Here is a 14,393-nt window from a genome sequence, read left to right as displayed (position 1 = left end):
GATCCTTTTTCGTTATGAGTTGTCTTTTTTGTGATCTTGATTGTAGTACAATTTTTATTAATAGTACTACTATGTGTCACAGGCAAGGATGAACAGGTTCACGTTTGTACTACCAGACTGGGTGGAAATGCGCTGAACGGAGTAAAGTAACCGGGCATAACCCCGTTAAGGACACGCTATGAACCTGACTAAAACCGATCGGCTGATGGTGACCCTGGGCCGCCAGATTGTGAGCGGCAAATATCTTCCCGGCGCGGCGCTGCCGGCGGAGGCTGAGCTGTGCGAGGAGTTTGCCACCTCCCGCAACATCATCCGCGAAGTCTTTCGCTCGCTGGAGGCGAAGCGCTTGATTGAGATGAAACGCTATCGCGGCGCCTTCGTCGCGCCGCGCAGCCAGTGGAATTTCCTCGACAGCGACGTATTGCAATGGGCGCTGGAACAGGATGAAGACCCGGGGCTCATCGCGGCGATGAGCGAAGTGCGTAATCTGGTGGAGCCGGCGATCGCCCGCTGGGCGGCAGAGCGGGCCACCTCCAGCGATCTGGCGCAGATTGAGGCGGCGCTGAATGACATGATCGCCAACAACCAGCAGCGCGATGCCTTTAATGAAGCCGACATTCGCTATCACGAAGCGGTGCTGGCGTCAGTGCATAACCCGGTGCTGCAGCAGCTCAGCGTGGCGATTAGCTCGCTGCAGCGCGCGATATTTGAACGGACCTGGATGGGGGATGAGGCCAACATGCCGCAAACGCTCCAGGAACATAAGGCGCTGTTCGATGCGATTCGCCATCAGGACAGCAACGCGGCAGAGCAGGCGGCGCTCACCATGATCGCCAGCTCGACACGAAGACTGAAGGAAATCACATGACATCTCGCTACATCGCTGTTGACTGGGGATCGACCAATTTTCGCGCCTGGCTGTTTGAGGGCGAACGCTGCCTCGACAGTCGGCAGTCGGCGGTGGGGATCGCCCGCCTGAACGGTCAATCGCCGGCAGCGGTGTTAGCGACACAAATCCATGGCTGGCGGGAGGGGCATACCCCAGTGGTCATGGCGGGAATGGTAGGCAGCAACGTGGGCTGGAAGAACGCGCCCTATTTACCGCTTCCCGCCGATTTTACGGCCATTGGCGACCAGTTGACCGCCGTAGATGAAGGGATCTGGATTGTCCCCGGGCTTTGCACTTCCCGCGAAGACCACCACAACGTCATGCGCGGCGAAGAGACACAGCTCCTCGGCGCACGCCTGCTGGCCCCTGCGGCGGTGTATGTCATGCCCGGCACCCATTGCAAATGGGTCAAAACCGACGGCCGGCGGATTGAAGACTTTCGCACGGTGATGACCGGCGAACTGCACCATCTGCTGCTGACGCACTCCCTGATCGGTGCGGGATTACCCGAGCAGCAGGCTGCGCCGGCGGCGTTTCACGCCGGGCTGGCGCGCGGCCTGGCCGCACCCGCGGTGTTGCCACAGCTTTTTGAGACCCGCGCCGCGCACCTGTTGGGGGCGCTGGCCCGGGAGCAGGTGAGCGAGTATCTATCCGGCCTGTTAATTGGCGCCGAGGTGGCCAGCATGCGCGCCTTCATTGCCGACGAACAGGCTATCGCGATCGTTGCCGGCCCGTCCCTCACCGCGCGCTATCAGCAGGCTTTTCAGCTGCTGGGGCGCCAGGTGACGACAGTGTCGGGCGACGATGCCTTTCTGGCTGGTATAAGGAGCATCGCACATGCAGTGGCAAACCTCACTTCCGCTGATCGCTATTCTGCGCGGCATCACCCCTGACGAGGCGCTGGCGCACGTCGGCGCGGCGATCGCCGCCGGGTTCGACACCGTGGAGATCCCGCTCAATTCACCGCAATGGCAGCAGAGCATCCCGGCCGTGGTCGAGGCCTACGGCGCGCAGGCGCTGATTGGCGCCGGAACGGTGCTGCAGGAAGCGCAGGTCGATCGGCTGGCGCAACTGGGGGCGCGGCTGGTGGTGACCCCCAATGTGCAGCCGGCGGTGATCCGCCGGGCCGTCGGGCACGGGATGACCGTCTGCGCCGGCTGCGCGACGGCAAGCGAGGCGTTTACCGCGCTGGAGGCCGGGGCGCAGGCGCTGAAGATTTTTCCCTCTTCGGCGTTTGGCCCCGACTACATCAGGGCGCTGAAAGCGGTTTTGCCCGCGTCGGTGCCGGTATTTGCCGTCGGCGGCGTCACGCCGGAAAACCTGGCGCAATGGATCGAGGCCGGTTGTGCGGGCGCGGGGCTGGGCAGCGATCTCTATCGCGCCGGTCAGCCGGTAGCGCGGACCGCAGAGCAGGCCGCCGCATTTGTTAGGGCGTATCAAGAGGTTGTGAAATGAAAATAACCAAACTGACCACCTGGCGTTTACCCCCGCGCTGGATGTTCCTCAAGATTGAAACCGACGAGGGGATAGTCGGCTGGGGCGAGCCGATCGTCGAAGGCCGGGCGCGCACCGTGGAGGCGGCGGTACATGAGCTGGGGGACTATCTGATTGGCCAGGATCCGGCACGGATCAACGATCTGTGGCAGGTCATGTACCGCGCCGGCTTTTATCGCGGCGGGCCGATCCTGATGAGCGCGATCGCCGGTATTGACCAGGCGCTGTGGGACATCAAAGGGAAGGCGTTAAATACGCCGGTCTGGCAGCTGCTGGGTGGCCTGGTGCGCGATAAAATCAAAGCCTACAGCTGGGTGGGAGGAGACAGGCCTGCCGAGGTCATTGCCGGAATTAAGACGCTGCGCGGGATGGGGTTTGATACCTTCAAGCTCAACGGCTGTCAGGAAATGGGGATGATTGACAGTTCGCGCACGGTGGATGCGGCGGTGAACACGGTGGCGCAGATCCGCGAAGCATTTGGCAACGACATCGAATTTGGCCTCGATTTCCATGGCCGCGTCAGCGCGCCGATGGCGAAATTGCTGATTAAAGAGCTGGAACCCTATCGGCCGCTGTTTATCGAAGAGCCGGTGCTGGCCGAGCAGGCGGAGTACTACCCGCGGCTGGCGGCGCAAACCGCGATCCCGCTGGCCGCCGGCGAGCGCATGTTCTCGCGCTTTGAGTTCAAGCGGGTGCTGGAGGCCGGCGGCCTGGCTATTTTGCAGCCCGATCTCTCTCACGCTGGCGGCATCACCGAATGCTTCAAAATCGCCGGTATGGCGGAAGCGGCGGATGTGTCGCTAGCTCCGCACTGCCCGTTAGGCCCCATCGCGCTGGCCGCCTGTCTGCACGTGGACTTTGTTTCCTACAACGCTGTCTTCCAGGAGCAGAGCATGGGGATCCACTATAACCAGGGCGCCGAGTTACTCGACTTCGTGAAAAACAAAGCCGATTTCAATATGGAGGGGGGGTACTTTAAACCATTAATGAAGCCGGGGCTGGGGGTCGACATCGACGAAGAGAAAGTGATCGAGATGAGCCGACGCGCTCCTGACTGGCGGAACCCCGTCTGGCGCCTTGCCGATGGCGTGGTCGCCGAGTGGTAGTCCCCGGTTAATACCTGCTGCGATTCTTAATATCAATCTTTGCCTGGTGCGGGCGGTCTTCCCCTGCCCGAGGCAAAGTCATGGGGTTATTATTATGAGCATTGAACTCTGTACTTCTACATTAAAAAAGCTAAACAGCAAAATCATCCCCTTTATTATTATCTGCTATTTTGTCGCGAATCTTGATAAAACCAATATTTCCATTGCCGCGCTGCAAATGAACGCCGATCTGGGATTAACGGCCAGCATGTACGGCCTTGGGGTCGGCATGTTTTATATTTCCTATATTATTTTCGAAATTCCCAGCAACCTGATCATGACCCGGGTGGGGGCGCGGATCTGGATCGCCAGAATAATGATCACCTGGGGAATGGTGAGCGCCGGCATGGCGTTCGTCCAGACGCCGACCCAGCTCTATATTATGCGTTTTTTACTCGGCATGGCGGAGGCGGGATTCACCCCAGGGATTATTTACTATATCTCCTGCTGGTTTCCGAAGCGCAACCGGGCGCGGGCGATGTCGTTCTTTTATATGGGATCGGTGCTGGCGTCGATCATCGGGCTGCCCGTCTCGGGGCTGATTTTAAATATGCATGGCATCGCCGATGTTGCCGGCTGGCGCTGGCTGTTCGCCATTGAAGGCGTTCCCGCCATCGTGCTGGGGGCGCTGGTGCTCTGGCTGCTGCCTTCCAGCCCGCAAAAGGCGGCATGGCTCTCTGAGGCGGAGAAAGGCTGGCTGACGGCGCAGATTGCCGCTGATAACCGCGGCGCGGTAGTCAATCAACACGCCTCCTGGTTCAGTGCGCTGAAAAATAAAGTGGTACTCCTGCTGAGTCTGGTCTGGTTTCTGCAGGCGTTCGGCTCCATCGGCATCACGCTTTTCTTACCGCTGATCCTCAAAAGTATGGTCAGCGAGCAGAGCGATGTGGTCATTAGTCTGCTGTCCGCGGTGCCGTTTATTTTCGCCTGCCTGTTTATGTACCTCAATGGCCGTCATTCGGATCTGACCGGCGAGCGGGCGTGGCATATGGGGCTACCGCTGATTCTGGCCGGTCTCTCGCTGGCTGTCGCCATCTATGCCGGCAACCTGCTGGTTGCCTATCTGCTGCTGGTGCTCACCGTGGGCTTCAATTTCGCGCTAACGCCGGTGTTCTGGGCGGTGACCACCGAGAAGCTGGCGGGCGTGGCGGCCGCGGCCTCCATTGCATTTATCAACACCATCGCCAATTTTGTCGGCTTAGGCCTGCCGCCGCTGCTCGGGAAGATTAAGGACCTGACCAACAGCTATCACTCCGGACTGCTGATCGTCGCCGTGGCGCTGGCCCTCGGCGGAGTTATCGGCATCATCGTCTCCCGGAGCGGCCAGAAACCCTCCGCCTTCCACACTCTGAAAGAAGATAAGCTATGAAACTGAACGTGTTAAAACAGGCTTCGCTCCCGGATGCCCTGACCGCGGAACTGGCGCGACGCTATCACCTCGTGGAGCTGACAGCACTCACCGATGCCGACTTTCGCGCGCTGGCCGGCACCTTTACCATGCTCATCACCAACGGCGAAGCCACCGTGACGCGAGCGCTGATCGCCAGCCTGCCCGCGCTGGAGCTGATCGCCGTCTTTGGCGTCGGCTATGACGGCGTGGATGTGCAGGCGGCCGCTGAGCACCAGGTGCGGGTCAGCCATACGCCGGGGGTGTTAACCGACGATGTGGCGGATCTGGCGCTGGGCCTGATGCTGGCGACCTCGCGGCAGATCGTCGCCGCCCACAAGTTTATCGAAGCGGGCGAGTGGGCGGCGGGCGGTTTTCCGTGGACGCAAAAAGTCTCCGGTTCGCGGGTCGGCATCGTGGGCATGGGGCGCATCGGCCAGGCCATCGCCCGGCGCTGCGAGGGGTTCGCCATGCAGATTGCTTATCATGACCGCAAGCGTCTCCCGGCGCTAAATTATGCCTGGCGGGAAGATCTGCTGACCCTGGCCGCGGAGAGTGATTTTCTGGTTATCTGCACGCCGGGAACGGCGGCAAACCAGGGGCTCATTAACCAGCCGGTGCTGGCGGCGCTGGGGGAGAAAGGGATCCTCATCAATATCTCGCGCGGCAGCGTGATTGATGAGCCCGCGCTGGTTGCCGCGCTGGAGAGCGGGATTATCGCCGGGGCGGGGCTGGATGTCTTCAGCCATGAACCGGCGGTACCGGCCGGGCTGCTGCAGCGCAGTAATGTGGTCGTCACACCGCATATGGCCAGCGCCACCTGGAGCACCCGCGCGGCGATGGCGCAACTGGTGCTCGATAACGTTGCCTGCTGGGCTGAGAAGAAGGCGCTGGTGACTCCAGTGGCGGAAAGCCTGGCGGACTGACCGCAACGCCGTGAACGCGCTGGGCTGCTGTATTGTACAGCGTGTTCGCGGCGGGGATTACTCCCGGGGCTGAAGCTGATAAATCCAGGCGCTGACCTGCTGTCCATCGTCGGTGGTCACCTCCACCGGCACCCGATCGTACCCCTCCTCAAAGTCGTCCAGCATGGGCCAGTGCGCCGCCAGCCGATCGGACAGGAACAGATAGCCGTTGACCCGCGGGCCGTGAGCGTCGAGGACGATCCCCGGAAAATCGGCGGCTGCGCCCCAGCCGCGCGCGTAAAAGGTGCCGGTGACGTAGCCGGGACGCCACTCGCCCCCGATCGCCTCCAGAATGTGCGCATTGCTGCGACCGGGACAGAGCGTCCCATAGACAAATAGCGGTTTCATTTTCTCTCTCTCGTTCGCCCTGATACCCGCCCACAGCGGAGCGGAAAACCAAAATACGGGGTAATTCAGCGCCTGGCAATGGCCGGGTGGGGCGGGGCAACCCTCCGGGCATCTCTCTGATGCCGGGGGAGGCTTTGGCCTCGGCGCTAATGAAGCTATATCGATTGCGATGATATTTTTATTATTTATATTTAAGATCAATATAAATAAGCCTGACGGAGAGACTAATTCGCTAATTAACATTCAATGGGGAAATAATAAAACGATAGCTTATGGAATATTCCTTCTCAATGGATTAAACAAGAGCCATAAAAGCAGCCGTAGGTTGAATTCAGATATTATTTAGGGCCAGGCGTTACCTCCCCTGGCTTTTTCGCTTTATGATAAACCTCCCTTGTACAAAGAATACCATCTGACTTCTAAACCCTCGCGGGCAGAGTTGATATTTCCTTTCCCTGAAGCGGCAGGCAATAAATCGAGCCGAACGACGTTCGGGAGAAAAACCGCTAGTGATGAACAGGCCAGAGCAAAGGCAAAGGCTGAGGCGAACGTACGGCGGATGAAGGATATCCGACCGGGCATTTGGTCCTGTCTGCAGACCAATGAAAGCGAAAGGCACAGGAGGTGCAATGAAGATTTTCCGCCCATTATGGCGCGACGGGGCTTTTCTGGTCCCGCAGCAGTTTCAGCAACAGGCTCGCTGGGACGCGCACGTCGCCGATACGGTCTCCCGCATGGCGCTCGCCCACCCGTGGGGGGTATTGCGCGCGGAGTTTGACGCCAGCGCGCTCACCCTTTCCCGGCTCAACGCCACCCGGCTGATCGTTCGTTTCGCCGACGGAACGCTGATTGACACCGAGCTGGCGGATACTCTGCCACCGGTCCGCGATGTCTCGGGCGTGATGCTGGACAGCGTGGAGGTTCTGCTCGCGCTGCCGCTGCTCAGTGCCAGCGGCGGTAATCTTGATGACGCTCAGGAGAGTGCCCGCCCGCGCCGCTGGCGCGCCGAGCAGGTGACCGTGCAGGAGCTGGCCGGCCATGAACGCAGCGAGCTGGCCGTTCTGCGGCACGCGCTGACGCTGCGTCTCTCCACCGAAGAAAACGCGGCCTTCCTCACCTGCCCGGTAGCGCGTCTGGTACGCGACGCCCAGGGGCTGTGGATCGTTGACCCGGAATTCATTCCGCCGCTGCTGTCGCTGGCGGCAAGCCCGACGCTGGTCAGCGAGCTGGGCGAGCTGTTACATCGCCTGCAGGCCCGACGCAGACGCCTCATGGCCATGCGCCGTGAAAGCAATGCGCGCATGGCTGATTTTGCCGTGGCGGATGTTTCCTTGTTCTGGCTGCTCAACGCACTGAACAGCGCCGAGCCGGTGCTCAGCGAGCTGCATCAGGACCCTTCGCGCCATCCGGAGCTGCTCTATCGCGAACTGGCCAGGCTGGCCGGCAGTCTGATGACCTTCTCCCTTGAACATCATCTGGAAGCTATCCCCCGCTACCGGCATGCCTCGCCGGAGCAGGTATTCCCGCCGCTGTTTGCCCTGCTGGATACGCTGCTCGAAGTCAGCCTGCCCTCAAGGGTGATCGCCATCGCTCTGGAGCAGGGCGCCGACCGGGAGATCTGGCGGGGCAGGCTACACGATGCGCGACTGCGCGAGGGGGCGGATTTTTATCTGTCGGTGCGCTCTTCACTCCCCCCTCACCAGCTACAGAGCCGCTTTCCGCAGCTCTGTAAGGCGGGTAGCCATGATGATGTCGCCGAGGTCGTCAACATTGCCCTCAGCGGCATCGCGATCAAACCGCTGAGCCACGTGCCGGCGGCCATTCCGCTACGTCTGGAAAACCAATATTTCGCTCTGGATCTCTCCACCGATGCCGCCCGCGCGATGCTGGAGGCCGGCAACTGCACCTTCTATACCCCGGAATCGCTTGGCGACGTGAAACTTGAACTCTTTGCGGTACTGCGCTCATGAACACCTCTGAAAGCGATCTGATCAACAAAACTTTTTACCCGGGCTGGCTGATGGTCAGCCAGTTACGCTGCGGCCAGCCGGTGACCGATGGCGAGGCGCTCTATCGTCAGGCCTGTCGATGGGTGACCGAGGCGCGCGAGGCGCTGACGGCGGCGGGAGTCAGTGACACCAGCGCTGAGCAGATGCTCTATGCCTACTGCGCGCTGCTGGATGAGAGCGTCCTCAACCGCGCCAGTCAGGATGATGGCTACCGCAGGTGGCGCAAGGATCCGCTGCAGGCGCGTTTTTTCAGCACTCTCAACGCCGGGGAAGAGCTCTGGGAACGGATCCGCCAGCTGCTGCGAGAGCCCACGGCGGATGCGGCAGTGCTGACTTGTTTCTATCGTACTTTGCAACTGGGGTTTGTCGGACAGTACCGCGCCCAGGATGACGAACGGCGTGAGGACGTGGCGCATGCGCTTGGCGCACGGGTCCCGCCGTTCAGCCTGACCCAGGAGGCGCCGGTGGTGGTTCGTGCCTCCCGGCTGCGCAGCGGACGGCGGATGTACTGGTGCGGCTGGGCGGCTGGCATTGTGGCGCTGGCGGCGCTGTGGTTGACCTTCTCCGCTGTGCTGTCACAGATGGTGGCGAAGATAGCAGGGCAGGGATAAGAGATGCGTGATAACGCCCGTCGTCTGCTTACGCTACTGACCGTCATCCTGGCCCTGTGGCTGGTGCTGGGCTTCTGGCCGCTGTCCATCGGCAACCAGGTGATCTTCAGTCTGTGCATCCTGCTGGCGGGCGGCGCGGCGCTCTGGCGTCAGCGTCGCCGGGCAGTCAGCAGTCAGCGATCGGATATCGTCCTGCCGCCCGAGGATTTTCAGGGGGCAGTGGTTCTGGTCTGCGGGGATACCGACAGTCTGTTTCCCGGGCGTTCGGCGCACGGCGAAACCCGTCACGGCTGGTATCTACGGGGAGACAGCGCGGAGCAGTTGCCGCTGCTGGCCCAGTACCTGGCGGCGGCGCGTCCGGCGCTGGTATCGCAGGTTTCCGTGCTGCTGGCGGTGGTACCGGAGCACCACCCCTCCGGGGAGCAACTGGCGCAGTCGCTGCGCGACTGGCGACGGAGTATCGTTCAGTGCCGAACCTGGCTAAACGGTCTGCCGCCGGTGTGGAGCGTGTTCTGGGTGACACCGCCTGGCGGCCAGGCAGGGGAAAGCCGCTGGTTTACCGTCACGCCGGAGAGGCCTGGTCTCCAGGTGCAGCAGAAGGGGCAAGCGCCCCAGTCGGTTGCCGAGTGGCAGCGGGAGGGCAGCCCTGCCTCACGCCTGTATCAGATGCTGTGGCTGGAGAGCATTCTGACCTTGGCCGAAAACGCTCTTTTCCGGCCATTCCGCGCCCGGCAGGCGGAACTTTCTCCGCTGAACCTGTGTGCTGCGGGCATCTGCCTGACACCGGTGGCGCCGGTGGCGAATAACCTCTGGCAACAGCAAATCGCCGGGATCACCACGCTCTCTCCTGGTAACGCCGCGGCGCCAGGTCCTCACCCGCTGCCGGATCTTCTTCTGTCGTCACTGCCCCGCCGCCACGGGGTCAGCCGCCGGATGCGCGATGCTGGTCTTGCCGCTGGCGTGGGCTTCCTCTTTCTGGCGCTGGCGATGCTGGCTTCCTTTATCAACAACCAGCGCCTGGTGCGCAGCGTCGGCGATCATCTGGCGGTGTATCACCGCCTCAGCGGCACGCCGCCGACGCCGAAGCTGCAGGCGCAGCAGCGTCTGCGTGCCGACAGCCGCCTGCTGGATGACTGGCTGCGCCGGGGAGAGCCGTTGCGTTACCGGCTGGGGCTGTATCAGGGGATGCGGCTGATCCCCTTCGTGGAAGCCGCTATCAATGACTGGGCGCCGCCCCCGCCGGTGCGTCCGGTCATTAAGCAGGTTGTGCAGGGACCGCAGACGATCCGCCTCGATAGCATGGCGCTGTTCGATACCGGCAAATCGGCGCTGAAACCGGGTTCGACAAAGCTGCTGGTGAACTCGCTGCTGGGCATTAAGGCGAAACCCGGCTGGCTGATCGTGGTGGCAGGCCATACCGACAGCATCGGCAACGATAAATCCAATCAACAACTCTCTCTGAAGCGTGCCGAGGCGGTCCGCGACTGGATGCGCGATACCGGCGATGTGCCGGAGAGCTGTTTTGCGGTGCAGGGCTACGGCGCAAGTCGTCCTGTCGCCAGCAACGAGACGCCAGAGGGGCGGGCGCAAAATCGCCGGGTGGAGATCAGTCTGGCCCCGCAGAAGGACGCCTGTCTGACGCCGGGCACGGCTAATACGTCAGGAGCCGGGGCTGACGCATTAAAAAACGAAACCGAGTAATCCGCGAACCCGATCGCGGAGGTTGAACAACAATCTGCCTGCCTGACCTTGTGCGCTCCGGGTCCCTGATAAACAGGAAACAGCGATGGGCGGTAGCGTGCCTGCAGCCAGTCAATCTTGTCGGCTAAGCGAAGCCTCTGCGGGGATGAAGGGCGGGAAAGGGGGATGGATAAAGGAGATCAGTATGGATAGCGCTAAAGACAGTACCAGAGAAATGCTGGCGACGATAAACGGTGAAGGTTCCGGTTTATTGCTGCTTTTTTTATTTCTCAGTAAGTGAATATAAATATCCCTGGGATTGCCTTTTAGTTATGAAACTCCTAGTGGGGTATCTGATATATCGATATACACATAAATATATTTATGATGAATGAGATGATTATCATTAAACAAAATTAAACAGGGCATCCTGTTAATTTGTTTTTGATGGTCATTGCTGCGGAGTAAAACAGGAATATAATGGATACCTCTTCAATAATTACCGGCACCACCCTTAACCGTTACCAGCTGGATATTCCTTCATGTACCGCATCGCTGGATGTGGAAGAATTCAGCGGTGCAGAAAAACTGAGTGAACTTTATTATTACACCATTACGTTTACCAGCGCAGAGAAAAACATTGATGCCGCACAGCTTCTGAGCAAACCCGCCATGCTGACGATGGGCGGCGGCGCACTGCAGCAGCTGGTGGACTGCAAACGCGTCCATGGTGTGATTACCACCTTCCGCCGCGTCAGTCGTTCTGAAGATCAGTCGACCTATCAGATAACCCTCCAGCCGTTTCTCTCCATGCTGGATAAACAGTTCCGCAGCCACCGTTTTTTCGTGAATAAATCGGTGCCGGAGGTGGTGGAGCAGGTATTGCAGGAACATCACCTGCATGACTGGGAGTATGAGTTTAATCTCAAGCAACACTATCCTCGGCGCGAGCAAATTAATCAGTATCAGGAGAGCGACCTGGCGTTTATCCAGCGCCTGCTGGCTGAGGTGGGGATATTTTATTTCTTCACCCTGCAGGAAGAGGCGCAGAGCGAAGTAGTCCACTTCGCCGACGCGCAGCGGGCACTGACGTTTGATAAGACACTTCCTGTAAACAGCCCGTCCGGGATGAGCGACAGCGGTGCGGAATCGATATGGGGTCTGAACATCACCCACAACGTCGTAGAGGCGAACGTTACTACCCGGGATTATAACCCCCGCGATGCGCAGAGCGTTCTCCAGTCGGCAACAGCGGATATGACCCGGGGAAATGGGGAAGGCCTCACTTACGGTGAGGTATACCACTATAAGCTTCGCCACCGGGAGCGTGGCGATAAAATCGACCCGCAGACGGAGACCGCCAACTTCTATGCCCGTCTCGACCATGAGCGTTTTCTGGCTCACCAGACGCTTATTACCGCGAGCAGTACTGCAGCCTGGCTGGCGCCGGCCCAGGTGCTGACCGTTACCGACAGCCTCCCTCCGACCCTGCCTGCGCCCGTGCAGGATCCGCTGTTAATCACCGGCACCGGTTTTACCGCCAGCCGCCGGGAGGCGCTGCGGGTGACCCTGCTGGCGGTGCCCTACAGCGAAACATTGTGCTGGCGTCCGCCGCTGCTGCCGCGCCCGAAGGTGACTGGCACCATGACGGCGCGGGTGACCAGCGCGAAAGCGAATGATATCTACGCCTGGCAGGATGCGTCCGGCCTGTACCGGGTGAAATTTGACGCTGACAGAGATGAGAAAGGGCAGGGTCAGGAAAGCATGCCGGTGCGTCTCGCCAAACCCTACGGCGGCGACGTGTACGGCTTTCACTTCCCGCTGATCCAGGGCACGGAGGTGGCGATTGCTTTCCACGAAGGCGATCCCGACCGGCCGTATATTGCGCATGCGTTGCATGACTCGCGGCATGTCGACCCTGTGACGGAGAAAAACAGCACCCGCAATGTGATTCGTACTCCGGCCAATAATAAGCTGCGAATGGAGGATAAGCGCGGCGAGGAGCATATCAAGCTCAGCACCGAGTACGGCGGCAAGACGCAGCTGAACCTGGGGCATAACGTGAATGCGCAGAGGGAGTTGCGGGGCGAGGGGGCGGAACTGCGTACGGATAAATGGGTGAGCATCCGGGGCGGTGCGGGAGTGTTTATCAGTGCGGATAAACAGCCTTCGGCAGGCGACAGGATGCTGGCAATGGAGGAGGCGATTGCGCAGCTTGAAAATGCCCTGGGTATTGCGAAAAGCCTGGCGTCGGCAGCGGAATCGGCTCAGGCCCTGCCATCGGATACCGGCAACCAGCAGACGCTGAACGATGCGCTGAAAGAGCTGGCGCAGCAGGGGATAGTGCTGAATGCGCCGCAGGGCGTGAGCATCAGCAGTCCGCAGGCGGTACGGTTGTCTTCGGGTAGCGCCAGCGTGGGGATTGTGTCACAGCAGAATACGGACATCAGTGCGCTGAAACGTTTTACGGTGGCGGCGGGAGAAGCCGTCAGCCTGCTGGCGCGAAAGGCGGGGATGAAGCTGTTTGCGGCGAAGGGAAAGATGGAAATCCAGGCGCAGGATGATGCGCTGGAGGCGACGGCGAAAAAGGATATCACCGTGACCAGCGTGGAAGGGCGAGTGGAAATCACGGCGGCGGAGGAACTGGTGGTGAACTGTGCGGGAGCGTATATCAGGCTAAGTGGTGGCAATATCGAGCTGGGCTGCCCGGGGAATATTCTGCTGAAATCGGCCAATGTGCAGAAAATGGGCGCAGCTGATTATGATGCAAACAAACCTGAGCTTCCCGTCGGTTTCAGTGAGTTTTTTACTGCAAAAGATGAAGAGTCCGGGGAGATTTTACCTTTTACCCGGTACAGGATAACAACCGGTGAAGGTAAAGTATTTGAAGGCAGGACCGATGCGGAAGGTAAAACTGTTGCAGTTTATACTGCCCTGCCTGATGCCCTGCATATAGAATTACTTTAAAGAATGAAGGAATAGCATATGGCTACCGGAGAAGAGAAAAGTAAAACATCGGTACAAGGGACGGGAACGGTTGTAAAAGGAAAATATGGCCCAGAATGTTATTTTCACCCAGGTAGCGCAACATTGCTTTTTCTGGAGGCTTCAGATACTAAAATTATCGAACAGGAGCATGATTTTCTGTCTGGCTTGCTTGAAACTCAGAAACAGGCGCAAAAAAATCTTGATGATATTAATTTTGAAGCAATCACTCAGGCAGGCAGAGTGCCAGCAAGAAAATTTGAAAGTGAAATCACTAAAGCCTATGAAGCCTTAAACAAAGCAAATCAGGCTTTGCGGAAAGAGCTTATGTCACTAACAGCGAATCCTCCGGAGGGGGAATTGCTTAATGATAAAATGAAAGATACTGCCATTGGTATAATGGAACTTATTCCGCTTAAAAATAACACAGTGAAAGGGTTCAAGAAAACTTATGTGCGTTCCGATAAAATAAAACACCAGTGGCGAACATATAAGCTCAGCGAAGTTGATAAAGAAAGTGGTGAAGCCAGTTTCATAAAATATAAAAACAAAACTATTGTTTCTCAGGATGCGAATGGTAATCAGGTTAATAAAACCATACGTCAGGGAAAAATAGATACAGCAGAACTAAAAAAACAACTAAGTAACGTACCTGTTTCACTGAAATTCGATCTTGTTGACGATACGAATGTTATTGTCAGTCACTGGGCAGAGGAAATGAACAAATCTCTGACCTGGCCAAAGGGGGATGGTAAAGTCGACGAATCTGTTTATCACCAGTATGTTGATATTAGCGCGCAGGCTCAACTGATGCGCTACAGCCATGGAGGGGGTGCATCAGCGGAATATAATCCGTCAGAAAAAAAACTGGAGGGCAAAA

At 58.9% G+C, this 14,393-nt stretch carries 12 protein-coding genes; 11 read left to right on the top strand and 1 reads right to left on the bottom strand.

Features of this window, described 5'->3' with window-relative positions; genetic code table 11:
* Positions 1 to 178 precede the first annotated feature (178 nt).
* The 6 genes from dgoR (at position 179) to CWM54_RS08385 (ending at position 5,841) form a co-directional block, all read left to right on the top strand.
* On the top strand, positions 179 to 868 hold the full coding sequence (gene dgoR, locus CWM54_RS08410; RefSeq protein ID WP_012541311.1) for a D-galactonate utilization transcriptional regulator DgoR: 690 nt from the start codon (positions 179 to 181) through the stop codon (positions 866 to 868).
* Complete coding sequence (locus tag CWM54_RS08405) at positions 865 to 1,782, top strand: 2-dehydro-3-deoxygalactonokinase (protein ID WP_100681137.1); 918 nt, start codon at positions 865 to 867, stop codon at positions 1,780 to 1,782. Before dgoR ends, CWM54_RS08405 begins: the two co-directional genes overlap by 4 nt.
* Positions 1,727 to 2,344 (top strand): 2-dehydro-3-deoxy-6-phosphogalactonate aldolase, encoded by a 618-nt coding sequence (locus CWM54_RS08400; protein WP_100681136.1) that lies wholly within the window; start codon positions 1,727 to 1,729, stop codon positions 2,342 to 2,344. The genes CWM54_RS08405 and CWM54_RS08400 overlap by 56 nt, the downstream gene beginning before the upstream one ends.
* Complete coding sequence (gene dgoD, locus CWM54_RS08395) at positions 2,341 to 3,489, top strand: galactonate dehydratase (RefSeq protein WP_100696724.1); 1,149 nt, start codon at positions 2,341 to 2,343, stop codon at positions 3,487 to 3,489. The genes CWM54_RS08400 and dgoD overlap by 4 nt, the downstream gene beginning before the upstream one ends.
* Positions 3,490 to 3,583: 94 nt before the next feature.
* On the top strand, positions 3,584 to 4,897 hold the full coding sequence (locus tag CWM54_RS08390; protein WP_038421434.1) for an MFS transporter: 1,314 nt from the start codon (positions 3,584 to 3,586) through the stop codon (positions 4,895 to 4,897).
* Entirely contained in the window at positions 4,894 to 5,841 is a 948-nt protein-coding gene (locus CWM54_RS08385; protein WP_100696723.1) for a 2-hydroxyacid dehydrogenase, read from the top strand. Before CWM54_RS08390 ends, CWM54_RS08385 begins: the two co-directional genes overlap by 4 nt.
* 57 nt (positions 5,842 to 5,898) lie before the next feature.
* Here the strand turns inward: CWM54_RS08385 and CWM54_RS08380 are convergent, their stop codons facing one another.
* A complete protein-coding gene (locus CWM54_RS08380) occupies positions 5,899 to 6,228 on the bottom strand; it encodes a gamma-glutamylcyclotransferase family protein (protein ID WP_012541317.1) in 330 nt (109 codons plus the stop codon).
* Positions 6,229 to 6,857: 629 nt separating this feature from the next.
* Here CWM54_RS08380 and tssK point away from each other — a divergent pair.
* The 5 genes from tssK to CWM54_RS08355 all read left to right on the top strand — a co-directional run bounded on the left by tssK (position 6,858) and on the right by CWM54_RS08355 (position 13,495).
* Positions 6,858 to 8,198 (top strand): type VI secretion system baseplate subunit TssK, encoded by a 1,341-nt coding sequence (gene tssK / locus CWM54_RS08375; RefSeq protein WP_100696721.1) that lies wholly within the window; start codon positions 6,858 to 6,860, stop codon positions 8,196 to 8,198.
* A complete protein-coding gene (tssL, locus tag CWM54_RS08370; RefSeq protein WP_100696719.1) occupies positions 8,195 to 8,848 on the top strand; it encodes a type VI secretion system protein TssL, short form in 654 nt (217 codons plus the stop codon). The genes tssK and tssL overlap by 4 nt, the downstream gene beginning before the upstream one ends.
* Positions 8,849 to 8,851: 3 nt before the next feature.
* Positions 8,852 to 10,549, top strand: coding sequence for an OmpA family protein (locus CWM54_RS08365; RefSeq protein WP_100696717.1), 1,698 nt, complete (start codon positions 8,852 to 8,854; stop codon positions 10,547 to 10,549).
* Positions 10,550 to 10,634: 85 nt separating this feature from the next.
* Positions 10,635 to 10,829, top strand: a complete 195-nt coding sequence (locus tag CWM54_RS29485) for a hypothetical protein (protein WP_100696715.1) — start codon at positions 10,635 to 10,637, stop codon at positions 10,827 to 10,829.
* 179 nt (positions 10,830 to 11,008) lie between these two features.
* The gene (locus tag CWM54_RS08355) at positions 11,009 to 13,495 is read left to right on the top strand and encodes a DUF2345 domain-containing protein (RefSeq protein ID WP_100696713.1); all 2,487 of its coding nucleotides are present in this window, start codon (positions 11,009 to 11,011) and stop codon (positions 13,493 to 13,495) included.
* The last annotated feature ends 898 nt before the right edge of the window (positions 13,496 to 14,393 follow it).

The sequence above is a fragment of the Klebsiella sp. D-Nf1 genome, from assembly GCF_002810515.1.
Taxonomy (GTDB): Bacteria; Pseudomonadota; Gammaproteobacteria; order Enterobacterales; family Enterobacteriaceae; genus Klebsiella; species Klebsiella variicola.
The sequence above is the reverse complement of the archived record's forward strand: the minus strand, read 5'-3'. Positions and strand labels throughout refer to the sequence as shown.

Excerpts from the sequence above, each read along its gene's own strand:
- CWM54_RS08380 (WP_012541317.1), bottom strand. The coding sequence starts at position 6,228 with ATGAAACCGCTATTTGTCTATGGGACGCTCTGTCCCGGTCGCAGCAAT.
- CWM54_RS08355 (WP_100696713.1), top strand. The coding sequence starts at position 11,009 with ATGGATACCTCTTCAATAATTACCGGCACCACCCTTAACCGTTACCAG.
- tssK (WP_100696721.1), top strand. The coding sequence starts at position 6,858 with ATGAAGATTTTCCGCCCATTATGGCGCGACGGGGCTTTTCTGGTCCCG.
- CWM54_RS08385 (WP_100696723.1), top strand. The coding sequence starts at position 4,894 with ATGAAACTGAACGTGTTAAAACAGGCTTCGCTCCCGGATGCCCTGACC.
- CWM54_RS29485 (WP_100696715.1), top strand. The coding sequence starts at position 10,635 with ATGGGCGGTAGCGTGCCTGCAGCCAGTCAATCTTGTCGGCTAAGCGAA.
- CWM54_RS08405 (WP_100681137.1), top strand. The coding sequence starts at position 865 with ATGACATCTCGCTACATCGCTGTTGACTGGGGATCGACCAATTTTCGC.
- dgoD (WP_100696724.1), top strand. The coding sequence starts at position 2,341 with ATGAAAATAACCAAACTGACCACCTGGCGTTTACCCCCGCGCTGGATG.
- dgoR (WP_012541311.1), top strand. The coding sequence starts at position 179 with ATGAACCTGACTAAAACCGATCGGCTGATGGTGACCCTGGGCCGCCAG.
- CWM54_RS08390 (WP_038421434.1), top strand. The coding sequence starts at position 3,584 with ATGAGCATTGAACTCTGTACTTCTACATTAAAAAAGCTAAACAGCAAA.
- CWM54_RS08400 (WP_100681136.1), top strand. The coding sequence starts at position 1,727 with ATGCAGTGGCAAACCTCACTTCCGCTGATCGCTATTCTGCGCGGCATC.
- CWM54_RS08365 (WP_100696717.1), top strand. The coding sequence starts at position 8,852 with ATGCGTGATAACGCCCGTCGTCTGCTTACGCTACTGACCGTCATCCTG.
- tssL (WP_100696719.1), top strand. The coding sequence starts at position 8,195 with ATGAACACCTCTGAAAGCGATCTGATCAACAAAACTTTTTACCCGGGC.